Source organism: Kitasatospora sp. Ki12 (assembly GCF_054601375.1).
Genome location: NZ_BAAIHT010000001.1, coordinates 2,078,829 through 2,105,509, shown reverse-complemented (window position 1 = coordinate 2,105,509; position 26,681 = coordinate 2,078,829). Strand labels below are relative to the sequence as shown.

Annotated in this window: 23 protein-coding genes; 9 read left to right on the top strand and 14 right to left on the bottom strand. The window is 74.7% G+C overall.

Annotated features, from left to right (window positions below; all coding sequences use genetic code 11):
- The first annotated feature begins 7 nt into the window (after positions 1 to 7).
- Both ACYP53_RS09180 and ACYP53_RS09175 read left to right on the top strand, forming a co-directional pair.
- The gene (locus ACYP53_RS09180; protein WP_308437509.1) at positions 8 to 427 is read left to right on the top strand and encodes an ATP-binding protein; all 420 of its coding nucleotides are present in this window, start codon (positions 8 to 10) and stop codon (positions 425 to 427) included.
- 202 nt (positions 428 to 629) lie between these two features.
- Positions 630 to 1,613: a DUF5926 family protein gene (locus ACYP53_RS09175; protein WP_189913169.1), complete on the top strand. Its 984-nt coding sequence runs from the start codon at positions 630 to 632 to the stop codon at positions 1,611 to 1,613.
- A gap of 238 nt (positions 1,614 to 1,851) precedes the next feature.
- Here the strand turns inward: ACYP53_RS09175 and ACYP53_RS09170 are convergent, their stop codons facing one another.
- Positions 1,852 to 2,487: a bifunctional DNA primase/polymerase gene (locus ACYP53_RS09170; protein WP_189913170.1), complete on the bottom strand. Its 636-nt coding sequence runs from the start codon at positions 2,485 to 2,487 to the stop codon at positions 1,852 to 1,854.
- A gap of 614 nt (positions 2,488 to 3,101) precedes the next feature.
- On the opposite strand from ACYP53_RS09170, the gene ACYP53_RS09165 reads away from it, so the two are divergent.
- Both ACYP53_RS09165 and ACYP53_RS09160 read left to right on the top strand, forming a co-directional pair.
- The gene (locus ACYP53_RS09165) at positions 3,102 to 4,553 is read left to right on the top strand and encodes a PP2C family protein-serine/threonine phosphatase (RefSeq protein WP_189913171.1); all 1,452 of its coding nucleotides are present in this window, start codon (positions 3,102 to 3,104) and stop codon (positions 4,551 to 4,553) included.
- Between the two features lie 138 nt (positions 4,554 to 4,691).
- Complete coding sequence (locus ACYP53_RS09160; RefSeq protein WP_459647105.1) at positions 4,692 to 6,191, top strand: aminopeptidase P family protein; 1,500 nt, start codon at positions 4,692 to 4,694, stop codon at positions 6,189 to 6,191.
- Positions 6,192 to 6,284: 93 nt separating this feature from the next.
- On the opposite strand, the gene ACYP53_RS09155 is transcribed toward ACYP53_RS09160, so the two are convergent.
- Together ACYP53_RS09155 and ACYP53_RS09150 are read right to left on the bottom strand one after the other, a co-directional pair.
- Entirely contained in the window at positions 6,285 to 7,736 is a 1,452-nt protein-coding gene (locus tag ACYP53_RS09155) for a hypothetical protein (protein WP_459647104.1), read from the bottom strand.
- Positions 7,733 to 8,410: an RNA polymerase sigma factor gene (locus tag ACYP53_RS09150; protein ID WP_229928207.1), complete on the bottom strand. Its 678-nt coding sequence runs from the start codon at positions 8,408 to 8,410 to the stop codon at positions 7,733 to 7,735. The genes ACYP53_RS09155 and ACYP53_RS09150 overlap by 4 nt, the downstream gene beginning before the upstream one ends.
- 336 nt (positions 8,411 to 8,746) lie before the next feature.
- Between ACYP53_RS09150 and ACYP53_RS09145 the strand changes: the two genes are divergently transcribed.
- Positions 8,747 to 9,724 carry a helix-turn-helix domain-containing protein gene (locus tag ACYP53_RS09145; RefSeq protein WP_459647962.1) on the top strand — a complete coding sequence of 326 codons (978 nt, stop codon included), beginning with the start codon at positions 8,747 to 8,749 and terminating at the stop codon, positions 9,722 to 9,724.
- A gap of 34 nt (positions 9,725 to 9,758) precedes the next feature.
- Here ACYP53_RS09145 and ACYP53_RS09140 read toward each other — a convergent pair whose 3' ends face one another.
- The 7 genes from ACYP53_RS09140 to ACYP53_RS09110 form a co-directional block, all read right to left on the bottom strand.
- Entirely contained in the window at positions 9,759 to 10,532 is a 774-nt protein-coding gene (locus ACYP53_RS09140; protein ID WP_459647103.1) for a MerR family transcriptional regulator, read from the bottom strand.
- A 116-nt stretch (positions 10,533 to 10,648) separates the two neighbouring features.
- Entirely contained in the window at positions 10,649 to 11,875 is a 1,227-nt protein-coding gene (locus ACYP53_RS09135) for a hypothetical protein (protein ID WP_459647102.1), read from the bottom strand.
- A gap of 138 nt (positions 11,876 to 12,013) precedes the next feature.
- Positions 12,014 to 13,144 carry an LPXTG cell wall anchor domain-containing protein gene (locus tag ACYP53_RS09130; RefSeq protein ID WP_459647101.1) on the bottom strand — a complete coding sequence of 377 codons (1,131 nt, stop codon included), beginning with the start codon at positions 13,142 to 13,144 and terminating at the stop codon, positions 12,014 to 12,016.
- A 300-nt stretch (positions 13,145 to 13,444) separates the two neighbouring features.
- Positions 13,445 to 14,023 (bottom strand): NAD(P)H-dependent oxidoreductase, encoded by a 579-nt coding sequence (locus ACYP53_RS09125; RefSeq protein WP_189913177.1) that lies wholly within the window; start codon positions 14,021 to 14,023, stop codon positions 13,445 to 13,447.
- Between the two features lie 159 nt (positions 14,024 to 14,182).
- Positions 14,183 to 15,097: an NAD(P)-dependent oxidoreductase gene (locus ACYP53_RS09120; protein ID WP_229928208.1), complete on the bottom strand. Its 915-nt coding sequence runs from the start codon at positions 15,095 to 15,097 to the stop codon at positions 14,183 to 14,185.
- Positions 15,098 to 15,171: 74 nt separating this feature from the next.
- Positions 15,172 to 15,597 (bottom strand): YunG family protein, encoded by a 426-nt coding sequence (locus tag ACYP53_RS09115; RefSeq protein ID WP_189913178.1) that lies wholly within the window; start codon positions 15,595 to 15,597, stop codon positions 15,172 to 15,174.
- A gap of 187 nt (positions 15,598 to 15,784) precedes the next feature.
- Positions 15,785 to 16,345, bottom strand: coding sequence for a GlcG/HbpS family heme-binding protein (locus ACYP53_RS09110; protein WP_189913179.1), 561 nt, complete (start codon positions 16,343 to 16,345; stop codon positions 15,785 to 15,787).
- Positions 16,346 to 16,687: 342 nt separating this feature from the next.
- On the opposite strand from ACYP53_RS09110, the gene ACYP53_RS09105 reads away from it, so the two are divergent.
- Positions 16,688 to 17,905 (top strand): sensor histidine kinase, encoded by a 1,218-nt coding sequence (locus ACYP53_RS09105; protein WP_229928209.1) that lies wholly within the window; start codon positions 16,688 to 16,690, stop codon positions 17,903 to 17,905.
- A gap of 81 nt (positions 17,906 to 17,986) precedes the next feature.
- Positions 17,987 to 18,619 carry a response regulator gene (locus tag ACYP53_RS09100; RefSeq protein ID WP_189913180.1) on the top strand — a complete coding sequence of 211 codons (633 nt, stop codon included), beginning with the start codon at positions 17,987 to 17,989 and terminating at the stop codon, positions 18,617 to 18,619.
- 520 nt (positions 18,620 to 19,139) lie between these two features.
- Here the strand turns inward: ACYP53_RS09100 and ACYP53_RS09095 are convergent.
- Positions 19,140 to 19,619 carry a hypothetical protein gene (locus ACYP53_RS09095; protein WP_459647100.1) on the bottom strand — a complete coding sequence of 160 codons (480 nt, stop codon included), beginning with the start codon at positions 19,617 to 19,619 and terminating at the stop codon, positions 19,140 to 19,142.
- 326 nt (positions 19,620 to 19,945) lie between these two features.
- Here ACYP53_RS09095 and ACYP53_RS09090 point away from each other — a divergent pair, with 326 nt between their 5' ends.
- Positions 19,946 to 20,728, top strand: coding sequence for an alpha/beta fold hydrolase (locus ACYP53_RS09090; protein ID WP_459647099.1), 783 nt, complete (start codon positions 19,946 to 19,948; stop codon positions 20,726 to 20,728).
- A 123-nt stretch (positions 20,729 to 20,851) separates the two neighbouring features.
- Here ACYP53_RS09090 and ACYP53_RS09085 read toward each other — a convergent pair whose 3' ends face one another.
- Together ACYP53_RS09085 and ACYP53_RS09080 are read right to left on the bottom strand one after the other, a co-directional pair.
- Positions 20,852 to 21,988, bottom strand: a complete 1,137-nt coding sequence (locus ACYP53_RS09085) for a M20 family metallopeptidase (protein WP_189913184.1) — start codon at positions 21,986 to 21,988, stop codon at positions 20,852 to 20,854.
- A 109-nt stretch (positions 21,989 to 22,097) separates the two neighbouring features.
- Positions 22,098 to 22,481: an ACT domain-containing protein gene (locus tag ACYP53_RS09080; protein WP_459647098.1), complete on the bottom strand. Its 384-nt coding sequence runs from the start codon at positions 22,479 to 22,481 to the stop codon at positions 22,098 to 22,100.
- A gap of 623 nt (positions 22,482 to 23,104) precedes the next feature.
- Here ACYP53_RS09080 and ACYP53_RS09075 point away from each other — a divergent pair.
- Positions 23,105 to 24,442, top strand: coding sequence for a hypothetical protein (locus tag ACYP53_RS09075; protein ID WP_459647097.1), 1,338 nt, complete (start codon positions 23,105 to 23,107; stop codon positions 24,440 to 24,442).
- On the opposite strand, the gene ACYP53_RS09070 is transcribed toward ACYP53_RS09075, so the two are convergent.
- Positions 24,393 to 26,525, bottom strand: a complete 2,133-nt coding sequence (locus tag ACYP53_RS09070; protein WP_459647096.1) for a tetratricopeptide repeat protein — start codon at positions 26,523 to 26,525, stop codon at positions 24,393 to 24,395. The two genes, ACYP53_RS09075 and ACYP53_RS09070, sit on opposite strands and share 50 nt — an antisense overlap.
- Positions 26,526 to 26,681 lie beyond the last annotated feature (156 nt).

Here is a 26,681-nt window from a genome sequence, read left to right as displayed (position 1 = left end):
CGAACTGTTGAGCAACGCCTGTCGGTACGCCCGTCCGCTCGGCCCGCTGCCGGCGCTCGGCCGCAGTGCCCGGGCCGAGGTGCTCGGTCAGGTGCTGGTCGGCGTCCCGTCCGGGGCGCAGCCCGCGCCGGAGGGCCGGGAGCACGGCGAGGACACCGGGCCGCCGGACGACGGCGTGCTGGTCCGCTGGCAGATGCACGCCGACGGCGTGCTCACCCTGGAGGTCACCGACGGCGGAGCGACCACCCGGCCGCTGCCCGCCAGTCCCTCGCTGACCTCGGGCGGTGGCCGCGGCCTGAGCATCGTCGACCAGCTGGCCAGCGACTGGGGCGTGCGCGACGCGCCCGGCGAGGTGACGGTCTGGGCGGCGCTGCCCGCCCGCGCCCGCCACGCCCGGCGCACCGGGGGCGACGCCCGCAGCGCGTAGGACGACACCCGCGGCGCCCAGGACGGCGTCCGCAACGCGCAGGACGGCGTCCGCAACGCCCAGGACGGCGACGGCGGCGCTGCCCCCCGGCGCGCGACACCCGCCCCGGCGCGTCGGCGCGCGCCGGGGGAAGCGCGGGTGCCTCGAGAACGTCAGTAGGCTTCCCGGGACACAGGACCACCGTTCCCGGGAGAGCCGCACCATGGGCAAGAAGGCCGCCAAGAAGGCGCCGCAGCGTCAGTCCACCACCGCCGTCACGGGCGAGATCCCCGTGGTCGGGGCCCGCGAGGACTGCCCCTGCGGCTCGGGCCGCCGCTACAAGGCCTGCCACGGCCGCGAGGCCTCGCACGCGGTGCAGGAGCTGGTGCACCGCCCGTTCGAGGGCCTGCCGGGCGAGGCCGACTGGGTCGCGCTGCGCGAGCTGGTGCCGGCCGCCACGGTGCCGCTGACGCTGGCCGCCGGCGTGGTCGAGGGTGCCGAGGGCGAGGTCCCGTCGGTGACGCTGGCCACCGTGCTGCCGCTGGCCTGGCCGGCCCTGCGCCGCCAGGACGGCTCGATCCTGCTCGGCCTGCAGACCCAGTCCTCCTCCGGCGACCTCAGCCGCGACCTCGCGGACGCCCTGGAGCTGGCCCTGGCCACCGAGCCGGGCACCCCGGTGCCGGCCCGCCGGACCGTCCCGGGCGGGCGCCGCCTGCAGGACCTGCTGGACACCACCGCCGCGTTCACGCCGGACGTGCACACCGGCTTCGAGTTCTGGCTGGAGGACGCCGAGACCGCCACCGGCGAGGTCGCCGCCTCCCTGGAGCGCGCCAACGCCTCGGCCATCCCGACCGAGAAGCTGGGCAGCGTCGACGCCGCCTACTGGTGCGGCACCCCGGACAAGAACCACCTGCGCTGGGTGATGACCGTGCCCGAGGAGCAGCTGCTGGACGCGCTGGCCCGGCTGAACGCCGCCGGCGAGGCCTCGCTCGGCGCGGACACCCGCCTGGTCGGCTCGTTCCGCGCGCACGGCCTGACCGTCCCGGTGTGGGACCTGCCGCTCTCGATGACCGCCGCCGACTGCGAGAAGCCGGCCGCCGAGTTCGGCGAGCGACTCGCCGCGGTGCTCGCCGAGCCGGCCCCGCTGACCGCCGAGGAGCGGCGCGCCCGCGCGAACCTGGTGAACCGTCAGGTCACCTTGAACTAAAGCGCGCAGGATCCACGTGATACGCGTCACATTGTCGCGGTGAACGCGCAATTTCCGGGCGTGGAGGGCGTCTTGGAAATTGGCGCGGGCGCGGATCCTTGTTACTGTCTAAAGAGTCCGGCCGCTGGTGCATCCCCCGTCGCCAGCGGCCGGATCTTTTCTTTTTCCGGAGCGCCCCGGTGGTAGCCGTCCCGCGAGCCCCGGGAAGACCACTCGCTCCCAGGGCCCGCAGCCGCCCTCAGTACGCCGAGCGGCCGCTGTCCAGCCGGACCGTCGCCTCCACCAACTCGCCCAGCAGCGGCCCCACCTGCGGCAGCCAGACCCCGCCGCCCGCACCCGGTCGCGGCGCGAGCACCCAGCGCACCCGGCCGGCCGACCCGCCGGGCGGCAGCGGCAGGAAGCCGCCCGGCCCGTGGTAGCGCAACGAGCCAGGGACCCAAGGGAGTTGGGCGAGCATCTCGCCGAGCGCGTCCAGCGAGTAGGGCGCCACCAGCAGCGCGTAGCGGCCGGGCATCGCCAGCACCGGGCCGAGCGGCAGCCGCAGCGCGCCGAGGTAGACCAGCGCCCGCGCCCCGGCCGCCGCGGGCAGGCTGACCGCCGAGACGGTGGAACCGGTGGCGGCCAGCACCGTCGCGTCCGGGCTCTGCCGCTCCCACCACCAGCGCACCATCCGGGCGTCCGTGGTGGCGGCCAGCAGCGAGGGGTCGTGCGGGTGCGCGCCGGGGACGCTGCAGTCCCGGTCGCCGCAGGAGCAGCGTCCGCCGCGCAGCACGGCGCTCGGCACCACGGGCCAGCGGTGGTCGACAGCGGCCCCCAGGGCCGCGGCCAGTCGGGCGGCACGCTCTTCGGACCGGTCCTTCGGGTTCTCACGCATGGCGCTCGTTCCTTTCCCTGACCGCTCGGTTCGCTCCACTCCGTCGGCGTCCGCCGGGACGATCCGCGCGGGTCCGCCGCGGCACGGCCCCGGAACGAACGGGGCGGGCGGCAAGGCGGACGGCGCGGCTACGGCGTGGAGCACGGTGCGGAGCACGACATGAGAAGGGCCGCGCAGTGGAACAGCCCTTGGAACGAGAATCCCGTATGCGACCGGATGGACGCCGCCCGGGCGCGCTTGGTTCCACCGTACGAGTGAGAGACGTCAGGCCGACCCGGCTCGCGGGCGGCAGGGGCATACGATCCGGACGGCCGCCCGGTCCGTCCCCACGGTTCTGCCCGCTCGCGGCTCGCTCCATGCCTCCCGGCCCTACCGGCGCGCGCACCGACCACGCACGCCCCCCGACCGGGTCGGGAGGGCCGTGGAACCGACCAGCGCGTCGTCCCGGATCTGGACATGCCCCGAATGGCCTGTGTAGAAGTGGTGGCATTGCTGTCGATCAATGACGAGTAGTAGCGAATCGAGGCGAAACACGCCCTTTGGCCGTGCTCGCTCCACATCGGCCGTACCTGGGGGTTCCGCATGGCACAGAGCACCGCGTCAGGAGTGGCGGCATGACCGAGTCCCACCAGTCGACGGCTCTCCCGTCGACGACGACCGCCGAGCCGGGCGAACCCGGCTGCGCAGGCGGGCTCACCGTCCTCGACCCGCCGGGGCTCACCGGCCCCGCCGACACCCCGACCGGCCCGGCGGACGACCTCACGGCCCCCTCCACCGCCGTGCAGGACCGTTTGGCCGGACGCCTGTCCGATATCACCAGCCTGCACGAGCACACCGAACGGCTCGCCCGGGCGCGCGGCCTCGACGCCACCCTCGACGCCGTCCTCGCCTCCGGCGCCGCCCTGCTCGGCGCCCGCCGCGGCGTCCTGGTCACCCGGCTGCCCGGCGGCGGCCCCGGCCAGCCCGTCGGCCTCGGCCTCGACCGCTCCAGCCTCGGCGCCCTGGAGACCGTCCCCACCGAGCAGAGCCTGCTCGCCCGGCTGCTCCGCGAACGCGACCGGCCCCGGCAACTGCACTCCCCCGACCTCGCCACCGACCCCGCCATCGGCGCCCGGCTGCGCGAACTCGCCGTCCACCTCGGCCTCGGCGGCGCCTTCGGCCTCCCCCTCGCCACCCCCGAGGAGGGCCCGCTCGCCGCCGCCGTCTGGTTCTACGACGAGCCCGCCGAACCCGCCGAATGCCGGCGCGAACTCGCCCGCCACTACAGCGAGATCGCCGCCCCCCTGCTCGCCAAGCAGCTGGAGGCGGACCGGACCCGGCGCACCACCGAGGCGCTGCGCCGCGGCCTGCTGCCCGACCGCCTCCCCCAGACCCCCGGCGTCCGGCTGGCCGCCCGGCTCGTCCCCGCCGGCCTCGACCGCTCCAGCGGCAGCGACTGGTACGACGCCATCCCGCTGCCCGACGGCACCGTCGGCATCACCGTCGGCTCCGTCTCCGGCGACGGCCCCGGCGCCGGCCCCGGCTCCGCCCCCGGCGCGGCCGCCGCGATGGGCCGGATCCGGGCCGCCCTGCGGGCCTACGCGGTACTGGAGGGCGAGGACCCGGTCTCCGTCCTCGGCGACCTGGAACTGCTGCTCAAGACCACCGAGCCGACCCGCAGCGCCACCGCCGTCTACGCCTGGCTCGAACCCGAGGAGCGCCGGGTCACCCTCGCCGGAGCCGGACACTGCCCGCCCGTCCTGGTCGGCCGCAACGGCGCCGAGTTCGTGGAGACCTCGCTCTCCGCCCCGCTCGGCATGCTCGCCTGCTGGGAAGCGCCCGGGGTCGAGTTCACCGCCGGACGCGGCGACACCCTGCTGCTCTACACCGAAGGCCTGGCCCGCCGCTGCGGCCCCACCCTGCACGCCGGACAGGCCAACCTCCGCCGGGCCGCCGCCGACGCCCCCCGCGACGTGCGGATCGACCCCGACCGGCTCTGCGCCCACCTGCTGGCCGTCTGCCCCGCCCCCGAGACCGCGGCGACCGCCACCGACGACCTGATGCTGCTCGCGGCCCGCTTCGAGTAGGCATTCGAGTAGGCATACGAACCCCGCACCGGCGGGCGGCACGGCGTCCGTACCATGGGACGCACGGCCGCCCGCGCGTTGTCGCGATCCGACACTCCCCCGAGGGGCGGCGGTACCACCCCCAAGGAGGCGTTGAACGTGACCGAGGACCGCACCCCCGCGGTGGCCGAGAACCCCGAGGCCGAGGGCGGCGAGGAGCCGCAGGAGTTCAAGGGCCGCAAGAACGGTCTCTACGGCGAGATCTCCGACGAGCTGGCCGCCTCGATGAAGACCGGCTGGGCCGACACCGAGCTGCACGGCCTCGTCCCCGTCGCCCAGGCCCCCTACGCGGCCGAGCGCCGCGCCCGGCTGTCCGCCGCCTACCCCGGCGAGCGCCTCGTCGTCCCGGCCGGCAACCTGCGGGTGCGCGCCAACGACACCGACTACGCCTTCCGCGCCTCCAGCGAGTACGTGCACCTCACCGGCGACCAGACCGAGGACGCCGTCCTCGTCGCCGAGCCGACCGGCGACGCCGGCCACGCGTTCACCCTCTACCTGCGGCCCCGCTCCGACCGCGAGAACGGCGAGTTCTGGCTGGACGGCCACGGCGAGCTGTGGGTCGGCCGCCGGCACAGCCTGAGCGAGCAGGAGCAGCTGCTCGGCCTGCCCGCCCGCGACGTCCGCAAGGCCGCCGAGGAACTGGCCGCCGCGGCCGCCGACACCGCCGTGCCCACCCGCATCGTCCGCGGCTACGACGCCGGCCTGGAAGCCGCCCTCGCCGAGGTCCTCGACGCCGACCAGGACGCCGGGCTCAAGGAGTTCCTGAGCGGCCTGCGACTGGTCAAGGACGAGTGGGAGATCGGCGAACTGCGCGCCGCCTGCGACGCCACCGTCAAGGGCTTCACCGACGTGGTCCGCGAGCTCGGCCAGGCCGTCGCCACCTCGGAGCGCTGGATCGAGGGCACCTTCTGGCGCCGCGCCCGGGTCGAGGGCAACGACGTCGGCTACGGCACCATCGCCGCCGCCGGCCCGCACGCCACCACCCTCCACTGGGTCCGCAACGACGGCGACGTGCGCCCCGGCGAACTGCTGCTGCTCGACGCCGGCGTCGAGACCCACACCCTCTACACCGCCGACGTCACCCGCAGCCTGCCGATCGACGGCCGCTTCACCGACCTGCAGCGCAAGATCTACGACGCGGTGTACGACGCCCAGGAGGCCGGCATCGCCGCGGTGCAGCCCGGCGCCCGCTTCCGCGACTTCCACGAGGCCTCCCAGCGGGTGCTCGCCGAGCGCCTGCTCGCCTGGGGCCTGCTGGACGCCTCCGCGTACGACGTCGAGAAGGTCCTGGAACTCGGCCTGCAGCGCCGCTGGACCCTGCACGGCACCGGCCACATGCTCGGCCTGGACGTCCACGACTGCGCCCACTCGCGCCGCGAGGAGCACGTCGACGCCCTGCTCGTCCCCGGCATGGTGCTCACCGTCGAGCCCGGCCTGTACTTCCAGCAGGACGACCTGACCGTGCCGGAGGAGTACCGCGGCATCGGCGTCCGCATCGAGGACGACATCCTGGTCACCGCCGACGGCAACGAGAACCTCTCGGCCGGCCTGCCCCGCCGCTCCGAGGACGTCGAGGCCTGGATGGCCTCCCTGGCCTGAGCCGCACCCGCACGGACGTGAAGGGCCCGGCCTCCCGAGCAGTGGGAGGCCGGGCCCTCGCGCGTAGGGGGTGTCGACACCGGACCGCGGACGTTACCCGACGACTCGCACCGGAACGCTGTTCCGGCCGAGGAACGTCTGCGGACCCTGACCGTCGAACGGCAGCACGGCCTGCGCCGTCACCGGCATCACCCCGGGGCCGTTCCCGGAGTCGAGGGTGAGCCGGAACTTCACCGTCCTGCTCTGGCCCGGCGCCAGCGGAAAGACGGCCGTCCTGCCCGCGGTCAGATGACTCATGCTCGGTGTCGGCGACATCGGCACCGGGACCCAGGTGTCACCGTCCTGGCGCTCCAGCCTGCCCGAGTTCACCGGCTCGGTGGCGCTCGCCGGAGAACCGCTGTAGGGCTCGGTGAAGAGCGCCGGCTGGACCGAGGCGTAGGTGGTCTGGCTGGTGTTCCGGTACGTCACGGAGAAGGTCAGCGGTGTTCCCTTCGCCGGCACCTGTTGGCCGGTGCCCAAGCCGTCGAAGGTGATGCCGATGTCGTTCTCGTTCGGTGCGAGGAGCGGTGTCCGGTAGCCGCTGAGGTCCAGGGTGTCCAGGATCGAGACCACGGCGGCCTGGTGCTCCGGCTTGAGGCCCGCCGTCGTGAGGTACACCTGGTCCTGGGTGAACCGCCACATCTGTGCGGTGAAGGACTCCTTGCTGTTGCAGGAAACCTGCCAGAGGGACTTGTAAGCCGGGCGGCCGGCCACGATGTCCCTGGTACTGGTGGGGTTGGAGGTCTTCAGGACATCGTTCGAGCCGATCGCGTGCGGGTCGTCCCACACCGGGCAAGCGGGCTGCTTGGCCCAACCCGTCCCGCTCAGCGACGCGTTGGCGTTCGGCCAGGCACCGCTCTGATTGACCTCGTCGAAGCTGGTGTAGACCGTCAGCAGCGCACCGTACGGCTGACAGTCCGCAGCCCCGGCGGACTGTGGCGAGCCCGGGGCGAGGACACACAGCGAGGAGGCCGAGGGGCCGGGCACCGCCTTCCAGCCCGCCGGGATCCTGAACTTGACGCCCCGGAAGGTGTACGGGGTCGACGGGCCCGCCGGGGGTGTGGTGTTGGTGGTGGTCGCGACGGAGGAGGGGGTGGAGTCGGCGAGGGGGAGTTCGGGTTCGGGGTCGGCCGTCGGGCTGCCGGTGCCGGTGTCGGTGGGGGTGGGGGTGGCCGACGGGGTGGGGGTGGTGGTCGGTTCGGCGGTCGGGCTCGGGGAGGTCGTCAGGGTGGCGGCCGGGGGCGGGACCTGGTCGTGGGCGACCGGTTCGCCGTGGAAGGTGAGCACGCCGAGCGCCATCGCGGCGGCCAGGCCGAGCGGCACGGCGACGGTGTAGACGGGGCGCAGGCGGCGGATGCGGCTCTTCGGTGGCGCGGCCGGGCGCAGGGAGTTCGCCGTGACCTGGGCGGCGCGCGCGCCCATCGCCTCGCGGAGCAGCCGTTCCGTGGGGGTTTCGGCCGGCTCGTCGCCGTCGCCGCCGCTTCGGCGGGGGAGCTTGTCGGTCATCGAACCTTCTCCAGGTGCTTTTCCAAGGCGTCCAGGGCGCGACTGGCCGTGGACTTCACGGCACCCCGGGAGAGTCCCAGGGTCTCGGCTATCTGCGCCTCCGACATGTCGGACCAGTAGCGCAGCACCAGCACCTCTCGCTGGCGGGGGGTCAGTTCCTGCAGGGCGACCAGCACCCGGCGGTGCTCGTCGTTGAGGACCGCGTGGTCCTCGGCGGACGGGGCGTCGGCCTCGTGCGGCGGCACGTACTCGCGGGCGGTCCTGCGGCGGCGCAGCATCGAGCGGGCCCCGTTGACGACGGAGGTCCGCAGGTAGCCGAGCGCGTTGTCGAGGTCGTCCAGTTCCTCGCCGTGGCGCTGGTAGAGCTGGGTGAAGGCGTCCTGGACGACGTCCTCGGCCAGGTCCTGGTGGTCGACCAGCAGGACGGCCATCCGGACCAGACCGAGCCGGTGGGCGTGGTACAGGTCGGTCAGGGTGGGCCGGTCCTCGGCGGGCTTGCGGCCGCCGCGCAGCAGCCGGAACCCGGACCGGCGCTGCTTCGCCTCCTGCTCGGTGACGGCGGCGGCGAGCGGCTCGCCCGCCTCCTGCGCGCCGAACAGGGCGGCGACCACCCCGCGGACGGTGAATCCGCGCGCGCCTGCCGGCGCGACGGTCGGCCCGATGGCCATGGACATGTGCGCTTCCGCTTTCCCCCGGGACGGTGACGGCGTTCGCCGGACCGTCAGGTCCACCTGATCAAGATCGTGATCGGGAGGGATCCTCCCAGCCGCCCTCGGCCCGGTTCCCTCCGCCCCCGTACCAATGGACGTGTGGCGGGGACGGAGGTTGCAGGTGGGTTCGGGGAAAGTTCCGGGGTGGCCGGGACGGCTACACTCACCGGCATTCCGCCACCCGTGAGCAGGGGGTTTCGCATGGCCGAGCAGAACGTCGAGGGCCCGGTCGGCACCGGTACGGCGACCGCGCCGCGGCCGCGACCGGTGGCCGTCGCCATCGGTCGCCGGCCGGAGCCCGTGCACGATGTCGCGGTGTACGCCTTCGAGGGCATGGCACCGTTCGAACTCGGCGTCGTGGTCGAGGTGTTCGGGCTGGCCCGGCCCGAGCTGGCCGGGCTGCTGGCCACGCCCTGGTACGGGCTGAAGGTGTGCGCCGACCGGCCGGGCACGGCGCTGGACGCGGTGGGCGGCTTCAGTCTGACGGCCCGGCACGGGCTGGACGAGCTGGCGGCGGCCGACACCGTGGTGGTCCCCGGGGTGCCGAACGCGTTCGGCGGCGTGGTGTCGCCCGGGCTGGTGCGGGCGCTGCGCACCGCGCACGAGCGCGGCGCCCGGATCGTGTCGATCTGCTCGGGCGCGTTCGCGCTGGCCGCGGCCGGGCTGCTGGACGGCCGGGACGCGACCACCCACTGGCGGTACGCCGAGTTGCTCCAGCGGCGCCACCCGGCGGTCCGGGTCAACCCGGACGTGCTGTACGTGGACAACGGGGACGTGCTCACCAGCGCGGGCAGCGCGGCCGGGATCGACCTCTGCCTGCACCTGGTCCGCCGGGACCACGGCGCCAAGGTGGCCAACGCCGTGGCCCGCCGGTTCGTGGTGGCGCCGCACCGGGACGGCGGGCAGGCCCAGTTCATCGAGGCGGCGGTCCGCCCGGTCGAGGAGGAGGACGACGGGATCGCCCGCAGCATGCAGTGGGCGTTGGACCACCTGTCCGCCCCGCTGACCGTCCCGGTGCTGGCCCGTGCCGCCCGGATGTCGGACCGCTCCTACCTGCGGCACTTCACCGCCCGCAACGGGACCAGCCCGATGCGCTGGGTGATCACCCAGCGCATCGCCGCCAGCCTGCCGCTGCTGGAGTCGCCGGACGGGACGGTGGAGGAGATCGCCGCGGCGGTCGGCTTCGAGAGCTCCGCGACCTTCCGCCACCACTTCGGCCGGGTGATGCGCACCTCCCCGACCGCCTACCGGCGCTCCTTCGGGCGCGGGGTGGCGTGACTCGCTACGCCTGCTCCCGCCTACTCAGGCCTGCTCAGCCCTGCTCCCGCCGGTCGGCGTTGGCGACGATGGCGTCGTGCAGCCACTGCGCCAGGCCGGGGGCGAGGTCCTCGTAGGTACCGGTCCAGCGCGGGTCGGAGACGTACAGGCCGGCCAGTCCGCGGTGGATGGTGAAGGTGCAGTCGTAGAAGTTCCGGCAGATGTGCTGCCGGTGCTCCTCGGCGAGGCCGGTGGCCACCGCGCCGTCGGCGGGCTCGCCGGCGGTGATCGCCTCGACCAGGCGGGTGTTGAGCTCGGTCATCTCGGTCTGGATCCGCTGCCAGTCGGCCTTGGAGTAGCCGCCGGTGCGGCGCTGGGACTCGGCCCAGGCCTCGGTGTCGCCCCAGCGCTGCTCGGCCTCCTGCTCCCAGTCCTCCTGGTAGCCCTCGCCGAAGATCTCGAACTTCTCCTCCGGGGTCAGCTGAATGCCCATTCTCCGTGCCTCCATGGCGTGTTCGACGGCTGTGGCGAGGTCCTGGAGGTGCCTGATCCGGTCGGTCAGCAGTCGGTGCTGCCGCCGGAGGTGCTCGCTCGGGCTGACCGAGCGGTCGTCCAGGATCGCCGCGATCTCCTCCAGGGGGAATCCGAGTTCTCGGTAGAAGAGGATCTGCTGCAGCCGGTCGAGGTCGGCGTCCACGTACCGGCGGTAGCCGGACCGGGTACGGCCGGCGGGGGACAGCAGGCCGATCTCGTCGTAGTGGTGCAGGGTGCGGACGGTCACCTTGGCGATCTTCGCCACGGCGCCGACCGAGTAGCCCTCACTGGTCATCGGGGTTCCTCCCTGGTGCTGACCACCACCCTCGGCTCTCACGTCGCGTGAGGGTCAAGCCGTCGTGCCGGACGGCGGCCGGAACGGTGCGGCCGCCGCTCAGGCGTCGGCGCCGCTCAGGCGTCGGCGCCGACCAGCACCCGCTCACGCCGCCGGGCCGCCCGGCGCCCGCCCTCGCCCGGCCTGCCGGAGCGCGGCCGCCGGGGCTGCTGGGTGGGCCAGAAGAGCACGTACGCGGCGGAGACCACCACGAAGGCGAGCCGGACGAAGCCGCGGGCCGAGTCGGACGGGAGGAGCAGCGTGCCGCCGTACAGCGCGGCCAGCGCGATCCAGCTCCACCACGGTACGAGCCGCTTCTGCCCGACCGCGTCCCAGAGCAGGGTGCCGAGCAGGATCGAGGCCGTGTAGTACGTGTAGACGCTCGGGTCGAGCAGGATCCGGGCGTCCGCGCCGAGCAGCACCACGGCCGGCCAGCGGCCGCGCCAGACGGCGATGCTGCCGAGGCCGAGGCCGAGCGCGAACTGGGTCGGACGGTCCCACCAGGGGGTCGCCGGGTCGGTCACCCCGAACCAGCGCAGCGCGGAGGCCGGCTGGTTGGGGATGGTGAACTTGGCGGCCGCCATGGTGTCCAGGTTGCCCAGGTAGAACGGCAGCCAGGCGACCGCCACCAGGACGGCGAACCAGAGCGCGGTGCGCAGCCAGTCGCGTCGGGGCAGTGCCAGGACCAGCGGGGCGAAGGCGATCGCCCAGGGCTTGGAGTCCACCGCCAGGGCCAGGAACACCGCGACCTGGGTGGGCTTGCCGCGGGCCAGGGCGTGCGCGGCGAGGGTGGTGAAGAACAGCGCGAGGACGTCGTCCAGGTGCGCGAAGCGGACCGACACCTCGACCCACATCGGGATGAAGGCCAGTCCGGCGATCAGCAGGCGCTGCTGGAGCCGGCGGTGGTTGGTGCCGGTGCCCAGGTAGTAGAGGGCCGCGGTGCGGCCGACCACGACCAGCATCACCAGGCCGAGCGCGGCGCTCGCCGCCTCGGCGACCAGCTGGCCGGTGTGCGGCGAGAACGGGGCGGTGAGTCTGGCCGCGGCCAGGCTGACCGGGCCGATCTGCAGCTCCGGGTGGTGGGCGTAGAGCGACAGGCCACCGTCGGACTGACCGCTGAAGAGCAGCTGCTCGCCCTGGCGCAGGTAATGCCAGGAGAAGCCGCCGCTCGGCTCGACCAGGAAGAACCAGAGCACCGTCCACGCGGCCAGCAGGACGTGGTGCCTGCGGAACGGCAGTCCCGCGATGCGCCCGGTCGCCGCCTCGTAATCGGTGGTGGTCCGTGCCGTGCGTACTTCCCGCACCTGTCCTCTCCCCGCCGGTTCCGCCCCCCTCCGGCCGGACATCCTATGTGACGGAGGAGTACCGCCCGGGCCGCCCGCGTGGCCGTCCGGTGGACGGTGCGGGCGGCCCGGGGGTACCCGGGAACCGCTTCCCCCAGGTCAGCTGTGCTGGCCGGACTTGCGGCGGCGCAGCACCACGAGGGTGCCGACACCGGCCACCAGGACGGCGCCGCCGACGGCCGCGATCGCGGTGGTGTCGTCACCGCCACCGGTCTGGGCCAGGGACTTGTCCGCGTTGTCGGCGGCGGTCTTGGCCTTGCTGACGCCGCCCGGGGTGATCTTCGGCGGGGTCACGGTCGGGGGCTGCACCGGGAAGTCGATCGGCTGCGGGGCGTCGCTGCTGCTGTCGCCGGCGGGCGGCGTGGACGGCGAGGCCGGGCCGGTGGTCGGCGCGGCCGTCGTCGGCGCGGTCGACGGGGTCGTCGGCTGGGTGGTCGGCGTCGTCGGCGCGGTCGACGGCGTGGTCGGCGCGGTGGTCGGCGTCGTCGGCTGGGTGGTGGGCGTCGTCGGCGCGGTCGTCGGCGAGCTGCTCCCGGTCGGGCTCGGCTTGCCGGTCTTGGTCGGGGTGGGGGTCGGGGTGGGCTTGCCGCCGCCCGCCTTGATGGTGAAGCCCGCGCCCTTGATGCCGTCACAGCTGAAGTGGCCGTGGTCGTCCTGGTCGTTGGCGTCGGCGGAGTAGACCACCGGGACGACACCGGCCTTGCCCAGCGGGGCGTCCTTGGTGAAGGAGGCGCGGATCTTGATGTCGACGCGCTTGCCCTGGGCGATGAAGAGCAGCGCGCCGTCACCGGCGTTGCCGTCGGTCACGTCGCCGAGGAACAGCAGCACGGCGCTGTCGTCGCCGTCGCCGCCACCGGGGGCGACCACGGCGGTCTTCCAGGTACCGCCGCCGGGCAGGCCGGCCGGCAGCTGGAACTCGACCTTGAGGTCCTTCGACTGCAGCGAGCCGGCCTTGTTCTTGAACTTCAGCAGCGGGTAGGCGACGAAGTCGGTCTTCGTCGAGTTGTCGATCCGGTAGGTGAACTCGCGGGCGTCACCACCGGCGAAGAAGGTGCCGGGAACCCCGTGCACCGAGAGGTCGAGGGCCTGGTGGCCCGCCTTCTCGGCCGGCGCGGCGGCGGACGGGGATCCGGTGGTGCCGACGGCCACGGCGCCCTGGGCGCCGGCCAGCACGAGCGAGGACGCGAGCGCGGCGGCACCGGCGAGGGCGAGAGTGCGACGTATGGACAAGGGAGACCTCACGGACGTTTCCGGGCGAGGCCCGGGCGCGGGAGGGTGGCCGCGGACGCCCCGCCCCCCGCGAAGCTGAAAGTGCGACGGAGAGTACCGAACGATCCGGCCGCTCCGGAAGGCGGGTGGCGCACTGTGCCCAAGACTTGGCGAAGGGCCGTCCGGTTCGTCCAACTCCGTCCATCGGTAAGGCTTTTGCGCTTTGCCAAATGATGACCACAGAGTGACGGGTACACGTCCGGACGACCGTACCGCACGCGCCGCTGGCGGCGGTGCCCGGGCACCGCCGCCGGCGGGGGCTCAGCCGGCGAAGAAGGACTTGGCCGCGACCAGCGCCCGCTCGTCGCGCAGCACGTCCCCCGGGCGGGTCCCGTTGCCGAGCAGCGCGCCGCCCCAGCGCATCCCCATGTACTCGGCGGTCAGCCGGAGCGTGCCGATCAGCGGCTCGGCCGTGGACTCGGCGCCGCTCAGGGCGGTGACGCTCCACAGCGTGGCGCCGCCCATCCGGGCCCGGAAGTCCAGCCCGGGCACCCGCAGCCAGGCCGACCAGTGGTCGAGGTAGAGCTTGGCACTGGTCGGCAGGGTGTACCAGTACAGCGGCGCGACGAAGACCAGGTCGGTGGCGGCCAGGGTGGCGTCCAGCAGGGTCCGCTCGTGGCCGACCGGCTCGGGGGTGCGGCCGTCGCCGACGTGCCGCCGGTCCCGGTGCGGCGGCAGCGGGTGCTCTTCGAGCCGCAGCCAGCGCTGCTCGGCCCCATCCGGCAGGCTCGCCTCGGCGGCCAGCCGCGCCAGCCGGGCGGAGTTGCCGCCGGTGCGCGCGCTGGCGTCGAGGAACAGGAAACGGCGCGGCGCCTCGGCGCCGGACGGCTGGTCGGTCATCGGAAACTCCCCCGGGTCACGTGGTGCGGACGGAGGTACGAGCCTCCGCGGCGCACCGGTTATTCCGGGGGCGTCGGTTCCGGGCCCGTCAGCTCCGCGCCCGGGCCCGCAGCCGCAGGCCGGTCGGTTCCGGGCCCGCAGCCGCAGGCCGGCCGCCGGTCAGTCCGGCAGTCCGGCCCGGCGGCGGGCGACGGCGGCGACCGCCGCCCAGTCCTTGTCCCCGTCGCCGTGCGCCAGCGCGTCCAGGAAGGCGTCCCGCAGGATGCTGCCGAACGGCAGCGGCACGTGGCGGGCCGCCCCCGCGTCCAGGGCGAGGCCGACGTCCTTGAGCCCGAGCGGCAGCCGGAAGCCGGCCGGCTCGTAGCGGCGCTCGGCCACCATCGCGCCGTAGCCCGAGTAGACCGGCCCGGGGAAGAGCGTGCCGGTGAGCATCTCGATCAGGTCGGTCGGCCGGACCCCGTTGGCCTCGGCCAGGCTGCACGCCTCGGCCATCGACTCGATCGCGCAGGCCAGCAGGAAGTTGGTGCTGATCTTGGCGGTGTTGGCCTGCCGGGGGCTCTCGCCGAAGTGCCAGGTGCGCTGCCCCATGGCGGCGAACAGCGGCTCCGCCCTGGCCAGCAGGTCGGCTCCGCCCGCGGCCAGGATGTTCAGCCGGCCCTCCGCCGCGACCGGCGGCCGGCCGAGGACGGGCGCGGCGACGTAGCCGATGCCGTGCTCGGCGTGCAGCGCCTCGGCCCGCTCGGCGATCGCGAGCGAGACGGTGGCCATGTTGACGTGCAGGCTCGCCGCCGCGCCGGTCAGCAGGGCGGGGTCGAGCAGCAGCCGCTCGACCGCGTCGTCGTTGGCGAGCATCGAGACCACCGTGTCGGCGGCGAACACCTCGGCGAGCGAGCCGGCCGCCTCCGCGCCCTCGGCCACCAGCGCGGCCACCGGCTCGGGCGAGCGGTTCCAGACCCGTACGGCGTGACCGGCCCGCAGCAGGCTGCCAGCCATGCCCCGTCCCATCGCGCCCAGTCCCACGAAGCCGACCGTCGTCCCGGTCATCCGCCCACTCCCGTCGCCGTCGTCGATCACTGCGACCGACTGTACGTCAGGAGGCGAACCGCCCGGGGCCCGTGGGCAGCTCGGGGCCCGTAGGCAGCTCGGGCTCAGGCGCAGGCGCGGGCGGGCATCCGGCCACGGTTGGCGGCGGCGCCGCGCTCCAGCTCGGCGACCACCCGGCCGCGCAGCAGCTCGTACTGCGCCTGCAGCCGGCCCGGACGGGCCGGGCGGGCGACCGGGCGGCCGGGGCCGACCAGTTCGTCCGGCCCGAACTGCTCGCGGGTGAGGTCGATCTCGAAGCCGGTGGCGAAGCGGTTCCACCAGTGCAGGTCCGTACGGACCCCGTCGACGTACACCTCGCCCATCATCAACTCGCCGCCGAGCAGGTCGTGCACCACCATCGCCGTCACCCCGCACTGGCCGCGGGCGGGATTGTCGGGACGCCAATGGGCCAGATCCTCGGGCGCACAGGTGTCGACACCCCAGGAGGAGCGGATCGCACGTTCGATGTCGTTGAGGGTCCACGCCGTCATACCGGAGAGCCTGCCACGCGGCACTGACAGCGGCAGCGGCTTTTCGAAGGGTCACCCCGTGTTCTGCGGTGACCCTCCCGGCGTTCACCCGATCGAGTCAAACGCACCCGGCCGGTCGAACGGCCCCGGCCGGCCGGGGGCACCCGTCACCCCGCCGACGGGACGGCGGGGCGGCGAGGCAGGGGCGTCACTTCGCCAGGGCGGCGACGCCGGCCTGCGCGAACTGCTCGTCCAGGTCGCCGCTGGGCGCGCCCGCGACACCGATCGCCGCGACCGGAGCGCCCTTGGACTGCACCGGGGCGCCGCCGGCCAGGAACAGCGTGCCCGGGATGTCCTTCAGGTTCGGGGCCTGGGCGAGCCGCTTGGCCAGCTCCGAGGTCGGCGCGTTCCAGGACACCGCGGTGAAAGCCTTGCGCTCGGCCGACTCCGGGGCCTGCGGGCCGGCGCCGTCGCCCTTCAGCAGCACCCGGGTGACGCCGTCGCGGTCGACGACCGCGACCGAGACGTGCTGGCCGGCCTTGGTCGCCGCGTCCAGGGCGGCCTGGGCGGCGCGGGTGGCGGCGTCGATGGTCAGGCCGGTGCTCTGGGCGAGGTTCTTGTTCTGGGTGTCGACCTTCACCGCGGCCGGGGCGGCCGGGGTGTCGGTGGTCTCGGCGCTGGCCGAGACGGCGCCCACGGTGGCGGCGGCGATCGCGGCGGCGGCGACGGTGCCGGTCAGCACCCGGGTGCGCACGGAGGTCTTCTTCATGGTCAAGCTCCTCGACGGGTCTGCGGGGTGGTGCGGGGTTTCGGGGGCCGCCGGGCCGGGGGGCGTCCGGCGGCACGTTCCGATCCTCCGTCCGGGGACCCGCCCGCCACATCGACGGTCCGGCGCGAGCGTTTGGGCATGATGGAGGACGGCGGCGTCAACCGATCGGCTGATGCGGGACCGGGCCGGACGGGTCACCATCGAGGAATCGGCGCAGGTCGGCGCGGGTCCACCGCTCGCATCCGGGCCCACTCCGTCCGCAGGCCCGCCGCTCGCCCGCGGACCCGGCACCCGGGTGCGCCCGCGCCGCCCGCGCACCGCCCGTCCGACCAGGAGCCACCCGTGCCACAGTCCCGCCCCGCAGGCCCCGACCTCGGCCGCGACGCCGGGGACCCGGACGCCGGCCGGCTGGCGGTGCTGCTGGACTCCGCCTTCGTGGTGCTGCTCGCCGCCTCGCTCAACCGCTACCTCACCCACCACTCCGGCAACTCCCAGGCCCCCTGGGTGATCGGGCTGAGCGCCGCCCTGGCCCTCGCCCAGCCGGCCGGCTCCTGGCTCGACCACCACCGGCCGACCGCCTCGGGCCGGCGCCGCCGCTGGCCCCTGGCCCTGGTGGTGGTGCTCTGGGTGGTGCTGGTGCTGCTCGCGCCGAGCTTCGCCTGGTGCGCCGTCCCGCTGATCTACACCGCGCTGCGGGCGCTGCCCGCGAAGGCGGCGATCCCACTGGTGGGCGCCCTGACCCTGCTGGTGGTGATCGCCGAGATCCGGCTGCCCGGCGGGGCGGACGCCACGCTCGTCCTGCTGCCGCCCGCGGTGGCGGCGCTCGCCACCGGCGTCTTCCTCTTCATGGCCCGGCAAGCCGCCCGGCAGCGCGCGCTGATCGCCGACCTGGTCCGCACCCGGCGCGAACTCGCCGCCACCGAACGGCGGGAGGGCACCCTGGCCGAGCGCGCCCGGCTGGCGATGGAGATCCACGACACCCTGGCGCAGGGCCTGTCCAGCCAGCAGATGCTGCTGCAGGCCGCCGAGCGCACCTGGGACACCGCCCCGACGACCGCCCGCGCCCACGTCCGCACCGCCGCCGAGGTGGCCGCCCGCAACCTCGCCGAGGCCCGGCGCTTCGTCCACGACCTCGCACCGGCCGAACTCGCCGACGGCCGGACGCTCGACCAGGCGCTGCGGGCACTGGCCGGGCGGGAGTCCGCCGAGAGCGGGCTGCCGGTCCGCTTCCACCTGGACGGCACGCCCGTCCCGCTGCCCACCGCCACGCAGTCCGCCCTGCTGCGGATCGCCCAGGGCGCGCTGGCCAACGTCCGCGAGCACGCCGGGGCGTCGGCCGCGGCGATCACGCTGTCCTTCCTCGGCGACCAGGCGGTGCTGGACATCGCGGACGACGGGCTGGGCTTCGACCCGGCGGCCGCGGGCACCGGCGGCGGGCGCGGGTACGGGCTGCCCGCGATGCGCGCCCGGCTGCGGCAGCTGGGTGGCACCCTGACCGTGGAGAGCACGCCCGGCGAGGGCACCGTCGTCTCGGCCGCGATCCCCCTGGAGCACCGATGAGCGAGCGGTACCCGTGAACGAGCGGTACCCGCGAACCCGCAGCACCGATGAGCCCGCAGCCCCGATGAACGTGGAGCACCGATGAACGCGACCCCCGTCCGACTGCTGGTCTGCGACGACCACGCGGTGGTCCGGGCCGGACTGCTGGCGCTGCTCGCCAGCGCGGGCGACATCGAGGTGGTCGGCGAGGCCAGCACCGGGGAGGAGGCCGTCGCGCTGGCCGCCCGACTGACCCCCCAGGTGGTGCTGATGGACCTTCAACTCGGGGACGGCATCGACGGCGTGGAGGCCACCCGGCGGATCACCGCCGAGCCGGGCGGGCCGCACGTCCTGGTGCTCACCACGTACGACACCGACGCCGACATCACCCGGGCGATCGCCGCCGGCGCCACCGGCTACCTGCTGAAGGCCGAGCGGCCGGAGGAGCTGTTCGCCGCCGTGCACGCGGCCGCGCAGGGCCGGACGGTGCTCTCGCCGCCGGTGGCCTCCCGGGTGATGGCGCAGATGCGGGCGCCCTCGCCGCAGCTCACCGAGCGCGAGCAGGACATCCTCGAACAGCTGGCGCAGGGCCTGGGCAACCGCGAGATCGCGCGGGCGCTGTTCATCAGCGAGGCCACGGTGAAGACCCATCTCGGGCGGATCTACGACAAGTTGGGCGTGGACACCCGGTCGGGCGCGGTGGCGGTGGCGAAGGAACGCCGGCTGCTGCGCTGAGCCGGCCGCGACGCGCCTCCCCGCCCGTACCCGTCCGCCGACGGACGGCTGCGCTGGGCGTTCGCGCGGTGTCGCTGCGTGCTGTCATGATGCTCGGAATGCCTGGTTCCAAGGCCGAGGTCGCCGGGTACACGGTCCGGCCGAAGGTGCGCGGACCGGGCCGACGGAGGCCGCCGGGGGTCCACAACCGCCTGGTCCGGAGCGTTTCGAGCCGGTCCGGGCCGGCCATCACAATGTGGATGTTTCGTGGATTCCACTATTGACAAACCAACCACGCGGTTTGTTAGCGTGAGGTCAACGACGTCCCCGGGGGTGGGGGCTCGCCGGGGCCTGTGCGGACCGCTCTCGCCGGAGGGTGCTGCCAGGGGGGAACGGCGGGGCTGCCGGGGTGTCGGGGGGAGCGGCAACGCCGAGCCGCGCGACGAGGGTGGCGTGGAGCGAGTCCGGGGGGACTCGCTCCACGCCTCCCCCGACCCCTTCCGCCTTCCGGGGATCCACCCGGCACGCCGCCCGGACGGGCCTACGCCAACGCGCTCCAGTACGGGCAGCAGACGGACGGCAGCGGCGCCGGGGCCCGGGCACCCGACCCCGCCGGCACCGGGCTCCGCTCCGAGCGGGCCACCCCGGGTGAGCTCGCGGTCAGCCCGGCCTCGCCCAACTCCCCGAAGCGCAGCGCCAGTCGGTAGCCGTCCCGGGTGATCGCGGCGACTCCCGGGCGCTCGCGGTCGGCGTTCAGCGCGGTGATCGTCCAGCCGCACCGCCGCCAGTGCCGTTCCACCACGCCCACCAGCGCCGCCCGCCGGGGCAGCGAGACGACGGTGAGGACGTCCCGTCCCAGGGTCACGTACCAGAGCACCGCCGCCCCCTTCCCCGGTGGCGACAGCCGCGCACCCGCCCGGGGCGCCGCCTCCTGCCAGGCCGGCGCGGGGTCGATGGCGTCCACGGTGTCCCGGAGCAGCGTCTCGCAGCGTTCGGCGGCGTCGAGTTGATCGATCGTCACTCCGGGGTCCGGCCCCGGCCACCGCGGGGCGGGCGCGACCGGCGCACCGTCGGGGCGGCCACCCGGGCAGCCGACGTTGAGTTCGGCACCACCTGACTGCACAGGGCCCTCCGTACTCCTCCCGGCGTTCAACCCGGGCTGGGATTCCATCACTGCTTGGACGGCGGACGGGTACGGACAGTTCCACCCTCCACCGTTTCCACCCCTCAAATTGCACTGCACGGTGCAGTTGAATCAGTGCTCTGCACTGTGTAGTTTACTTCTTGTGCCGCCGACGGGAACAGCCCGCCGGACCGGCCCACCACCGCCTTCGAGAGGACCCCGCCATGCCCACCATCACCGTCGGCACCGCCCGCATCCCCTACCGCGTCGTCGGCGACGGCCCCGACACCCTCGTCCTGGTCCACGGCACCGGCCCCGGCTCCGGCATGTGGGACGCCCTGCTGGACTCCTTCACCGACCGCTACACCGTGCTGCTGCCCGACCTCTCCGGCAGCGAGGCCGCCGAGGACGACGGCGCCCCGCTCACCCTGGAGACCCTCGCCACCCAGGTCAACGCCGTGATCGACGACGCCGGCCGCGGCCCCGCCGACGTCTTCGGCTTCTCGCTCGGCGCCGTCGTCGCCACCGCGGCCGCCGCCCAGCGCCCCGACCAGGTCCGCCGCCTGGTCGCCGCCGCCGGCTGGATCAGCGCCGAACAGGACGAGTACCTACGGCTGTCCATGGCCACCTGGCTCTCGCTCGCCGAGCACCCGAGCGCCTTCGGCGGCTACGCCACCCTCACCGCCTTCAGCAGCGGCTTCCTGGACCGCATCGGGCGCGCCGCCGTCGAGGCCAACACCGCCTACATGCAGCCAACTCCCGGCACCCTGCGGCACATCGCCCTCGACCTCAGCCTGGACCTGACCCCGCTGCTCCCCCGCGTCCAGGCCCCGGCCCTGGTGATCGGCTGCGCCCAGGACGCCACCGTCCCGGTCCGGAACGCCCGGCGCCTGCACGCCGCCCTCCCCGGCAGCGTCTACGCCGAGTTCGACACCGGCCACATCGTGCTCGCCGAGGAGACCGCGGCCTTCACCAGGACCGTCCGGGAGTTCCTCGACGCCGCCTGAACGACGGGCCGCGGGCAGCCGACGGCGGGCCGAGAACGGCGGGCGGAGGCCCGACCGCCGGGGGGCGGCCGGGCCTTCGCGCGCTTCCGAACCGTCCGTGCCGTTACGTGCTGTTACGTGCCGTCAGCGGAAGCCGCCCTCGGGCGGGAGCGCCCGGCCGGCCCCGGCCCGGATCGCCTCCACCAGTCCGGTCACCAGGCGCGCCCGCGGCACCATCGCGTCGACCAGCAGGTACTCGTGGTCGGCGTGGGCGCCGCCGCCGACCGCGCCCAGCCCGTCGAGCGTCGGTATGCCCAGGGCGGCGGTGAAGTTGCCGTCGCTGCCACCGCCGACCGCCGTGCCCGCGAGGTCCGGCCGCAGCCGGCGCGCCAGCCCGAACAGCTCCGCCGACGCCGACTCCGGCATCGGCGGCCGGCCCACCGCGCCCCGGACCGCGATCTCGGCCCCGTCGAGGTGCGGGCGCAGACGCGCGAACGCGGTCTCGATCCGCTCCTTCTCCTCGGCCGACTCGACCCGGACGTCGACCGTCACCGTCGCCTCCGCCGGCACCACGTTGTCGGTGGTCCCCGCCGAGGCCATGGTCGGCGTCACCGTCGTCCCGGCCTCCGGCCGGCTCAGCGCCGCGAGGTCCAGCACCTGGTGCGCCGCCTCGACCAGCGCGTTGACCCCCGCCTCGGGCTCCAGACCGGCGTGCGCCGCCCGCCCCCGGACCGACACCTCGAAGGTCCCGCAGCCCTTGCGGCCCGTCTTCAGCGCGCCGCCCTCACCCGCGCCCTCGAACACCAGCACCGCGCCACAGGCCCGGGCCCGCTCCTCGATCAGCGCCCGCGAGGAGCCCGAGCCGACCTCCTCGTCCGCGGTCACCAGGATCTCCACCCCGCCGGTGTCCTCCAGCGCCGCCAGCCCGTGCACGGCCTGCACCAGGCCGCCGAGCATGTCGAAGACGCCCGGTCCGGTCGCCCGGCCGTGCTCCACCAGGAACGGCCGCCGGGCGAGCGTGCCGAGCGGGAACACCGTGTCGTGGTGGCCGAGCACCAGCACCCGGGGCTCACCGCCGCCCGACCAGTGGACGTGCGGCCCCGCCTCGCTCTCCACCAGGACGGCCCGCCCGCCCAGCCGGCCCTCGATCACCGCGGCGACGGCCTCCGCGGACGCCCGCAGGGCGACCAGATCGCGGGACGGGGACTCGGTCTCGACGAGCCTGCGCAGGTCGTCGAGCATCGCGTCGACCTGCGGGGCGGAACTCCTGTGCAACGTCATCTCCCGGACTCACGGGGCGAGCCGCCCGCGGCCGGGCGAAGGACGCCCCCCATCGAACCCGATCGCCCCCGGACCGAATCCCCCGGGGGCGGCCCGCTCGTCTACCCGCCTACCCGTCGACCCGGTGGCCGGCCGCCCTGAGCGCGGCCACCGCGTCGGCCAGCCGCCCCGCGGGCACCAGCACCAGGTCCGCGTCGTACGTGGACGCCACGAACACCGGCACCCCGGCACCCGCCAGCGGCCCGAGGAGCCCGGCCAGCATCCCCGGCAGGTCGAGCGCATGGGCGGTGTCACCGCCGTACAGCGCCTTCCACCGCTCGACGGACGCACCGTCCGTCCGCTCGTCCGCCTCCCGAACCACGGTCACCCCCTCGGGCGCCCGGACCAGCGCGATCCACCGCGCCGCCAGGGCCGCGGCCTCGTCGGCCGGCCGCTCGACACAGAACACTTCCGGGAGTACGCGCAGATGCTGCGTGGTGGTCGCTGTGGTCACCCGCCGATCGTAGGACCGCCGGCTCGACCGAGAACGCGCGCAGCCCTCAGGGCTCCGGAGGCAGGACAGCCGGGGCTTCATCCCTCCTCGCGATACGTTGGCACTTCCGACTCCAAGATCGGAAAGGGTGGCCGCAGAGGCCTCGAAGCGGAAGGGCTGGGGTGGCAGAGGTGGTCGAGGACCTGAAGCACTGGGTTCGCGTACCGGTGGGGCCCGATGCGGCCCGATGGGCCACCCGCGGACGGTGTCGACGGGTCCTGCTGGTCGTCCACAACGTGACGGCGGCGACGCGGTTGCTCGATGTGCTTCCGCTGTTCCGCGATGATCTGCGCGTACAGGTACTGGCGACCTGCACCGGCTCGTCGCCGTTCCAGTCGGGCGTGGCGGAGCTGCTGGCTTCGACGGGCGTCCCGGTCCTGCCGTGGGACCAGGCCCTCACGGTTCCCGTGGACCTGGCGATATCGGCGAGCTTCGGCGGCCAACTCGACCGCATCAAAGGCAAGTTGACAGTCCTCTCGCATGGTGTCGGATACAATAAAAGGCTGGCGAAGCCGGAAGCCGGAAGCCGGAAGCCGGAAGCCGGAAGCCGGAAGCCGGAAGCCGGAAGCCGGAAGCCGGAAGCCGTGTTCGGGCTCGGACCCGAGTGGATCCTCACCGCCGAAGGCGTCCCGATCGCGGACGCCATGGTCTTCTCCCACCCCGAGCAGATCGGCCGGCTCGCCGAGTCCTGCCCCGCGGCGGTGCCGACCGCCGTACTGGCCGGCGATCCCTGCTTCGACCGCATCCTGGCCGCCCGGCACCACCGCGACCGGTACCGGCGGGCCCTGGGGGTGCGTCCCGGGCAGCGCCTCGTCCTGCTGAACTCCACCTGGAATCCGACCTCGCTCTTCGGTGACTCCGGCCCCGAGGACGTCCTCCCGCTCCTGCTGCCCCGGCTGACGTCCGAGCTCCCCGCCGACGAGTACCGGGTGGCAGCCGTCCTCCACCCGAACGTCTGGCACGGCCACGGCCCCGGCCAGATCCGCCTCTGGCTGGACAGGGCCCGTCGGGCCGGCCTCGCCCTCGTCGACCCGCTCGAAGGCTGGCGCCAGGCCCTGATCGCCGCGGACGTCGTCCTGGGCGACTTCGGTTCCGTCAGCTACTACGCCGCCGCCTGCGGCACGCCCGTACTGCTGGGCGCCACCGATCCGGGGGTCCTCGGGGCGGAGTCACCCGTCGCGGCGTTCGTCCGATCGGCGCCCCGCCTCGATCCATACGGCGCGCTGCCGCCCCAGCTGGACAAGCTGCTGGCCGAACACCTCCCCCTCGACGGGCCGGCCACGCTGACCAGCTCGGTCCCGGGACGGTCGGCGGCCCTGCTGCGCGGCCTCTTCTACCGGATGATCGGCATCACCGAGCCGGCCGCCCCTGCGGTGCTCGACCCGCTGCCGCTGCCGCCGTACGAACCGCCGCTCCGCACCGCGCCCCTGCGTGTCCTCACCCGCACCACCGCGGACGGCACCATCGCCGTCCTGCGCTTCGCCGAGCCCCGGTACGAACCCGACGACGCCGAGGGCGAGGGCCACCTCGCGGTGCACGAGGACACCCTCGATCCCGGTGTGCTGGAGTCGGCCGACGTCATCCTCCGGTACGGCGAGGCCGACGACCCCCGGTTCGGCTCGCCCCACGCGTGGGCGGCCGAGGTGCTCGACCGGTACCGTTCCGCCTCGCTCGCCGTCTACGTCACCGGCCCCCGCGAGTGCGAGGTGCTGCACCGCGACGGACTGCGGTGCCGGCTGACCTCCGACACCGCCGGGGACCCGGCCGTCCACGCCTCGGCGCTGCTCGCACGGCTGCACACCGGCCCCGCGAAGGCGCCGGCGCCCTCCACCCTGACCGTCAGGACCGGCACCCGCCTCGCGCGGGTCCGCGTCACGGTTGCCCGGGAAGGCACTGGGCGCGCAGCCCGGCCAGGTAGGTGAGGTGGACGGTGGCGTTCTCCCGGCTCAGCAGCGCGACGGCCTCGTCGATCAGGGGCAGCGCCCCGGTGTGGTCGGCCGCGTCGAGGTGGAGCTCCGCGAGATCCGTCAGCACCCGGGCGGTGTTGTAGCGCTCGCCGCTGTCGCGGAAGAACTCCCGTGCCGTGGTGAGCCGTTGCTCAGCGTCGTCGAACCGGCCGAGGCCTCGCAGCGCCCGCCCCCGGTGCCGGTGCAGCAGCGCACGGGCCCGCGGCACATCGGCGGCGCCGTCGTCGGCCGGACCGATCCCGTCCAGCAGCCCGTCCGCCTCCTCGAAGCACTCCAGGGCCGACCGGAAGCGCCACTGGCGCAGCCGCAGCAGGCCCAGCGACTCGACCGCCGTCGCCCGGCCGCGCGCGTGCCCGGCCCGGGCCTCGTCGTCCGCGGCCGTCAGCAGTTCGCGTTCGGCCTCCTCGTCCTGCCGCAACTCCATCAGGGCGAAGGCCAGTTGAGTGTGCATCCGGCCGGCCGTCCGGGCCCCCGGGCAGTGCCGGGCGGCGGTACGGGCCCCGGCCCGCAGCGCGGGCAGCAGAGCGTCGTGGCAGCCGACCTTGAGCTGCACCGCCCAGAGCGCCTCGACGGTCTGGCAGACCGTGTCGAACCGGCCGAACTCCTCGGCGGCGAGCACGGCTTCGACCAGGTTGCCCGCCTCGGCGACCAGCGCGGCGACGGCCGCGCCCTCGTCCTCGTACGGGCCCGGCCCCAGCTCGGTGTACAGCGGGCCGAGGTGCCAACGTTCCTTCAGCGCCGCGCAGTCGGCGCGGACGGCGAACCGCAGGTACCAGTCCACCGCGCGGGTCACGGCCGCGGCGCACCCCGCCAGGCCGTCCTCGCGGGCCGCGGCCTCCTCCGCGTGCGCGCGCACCGCCGGCCGGTACCGGTAGCGGCCGTCCCCGGTGCCCTCCAGCAGCTGGAGCTCCGCCAGTTCGGCCAGCGTCCGCTCCGCCTCTTCCTCCGGGACCTCGGCCGTCGCCGCCACCACGGCCGCGGTCAGCGAGGACCACGGTCGCAGCGCCCCGAGCCGGTAGATCCTCGCCGCCTCCACGCCGAGCCGCCGGTAGGCCTCCTCGGCGACGGCCCGCACCGGAGGCAGGGCATTCGCCGGACCGTCACCGCCGAGCGACCCCGTCGCCAGCTGCGGGGCCATCGCTCGCAGGGCGAACGGGGAGCCGGCGCACCGCTCCAGCACCGAGGGGAGCGCGGCACGGGCCGTGGCCATGGCCGGCCGCCCCGCCAGGTCGGCCAGCAGCCGCTTGGCGTCCCGGTCGGACAACGGGCCGACGGGGATGGTGACGGCGTCCAGGCCGGTGAGCGGACGACGGGCGACGATCAGGGTGAACACCCCGGGCGCCGCCGTGATCAGCGGTTTGACCTGGGCCGCCGACTGCGCGTGGTCGAGGACGACCAGCAGCCGCCGGTTGGAGAGCAGGGAGCGGAAGAGGTCGACCCGGTCCTCCGCGGCGGGCGGAACGTACTCCGCGGGTACGCCCAGGCGCAGCAGGAAGTGCCGCAGAACCGTCGCGGCCGTCGGAGCGGTGCTCGCCGAGCCGCCCCGGAGATCCGTGTACAGGGTCCCGTCCGGGAACCGGCCGGCCTCGCGGCCTCCCCAGTGGAAGGCGAGGGCACTGGTACCGATCCCCGCCGGACCGTGCAGAACGGCCACCTTCGGCAGACCGTCGGGCTTGCGGTCCGCCTCCCGGTCCAGCAGCGTCAGCGGGCCCTTCCGGTCGGTGAAGAAGCGGGCCGAAGCCGGCAGCAGCCGCGGCACCCCGTGCGCCGCCGCCCCACCGGCGCCCTTCCCGCTCATCACGGCGGCGAGCGCCCTCGCCTGCTCGGGGCTGCGCATCGCCTCCGCCACCAGCAACCCCGCCACCGACTCCCGTTCGGCCTGCCCGACCGGCGCCGGCACCTCCCGCCCCACCGCCCGGGCCACCAGCCCGCCCACCGTCTCCCAGGCCCGCTTCCCCGCCTCGTTGGCCATCCCCGCGCCGGCCGCGCCCAGGAAAGCCGTCACCATCGACAACGACAACGGATCCACCGCACCCACCCCCGGTCCTCCGTGGGGCAGATGTCCGCCAATGCCCCAGCCTGTTGCATCCGGCCCAACGGTAGCCTGCCGCGGCAAGCCGTCGAAGGGCCTCGAGCGCCACCGGAAACGGAGAACACCACCCCTGGCACGGGCCTGAATTCGCCGGCCGGAACG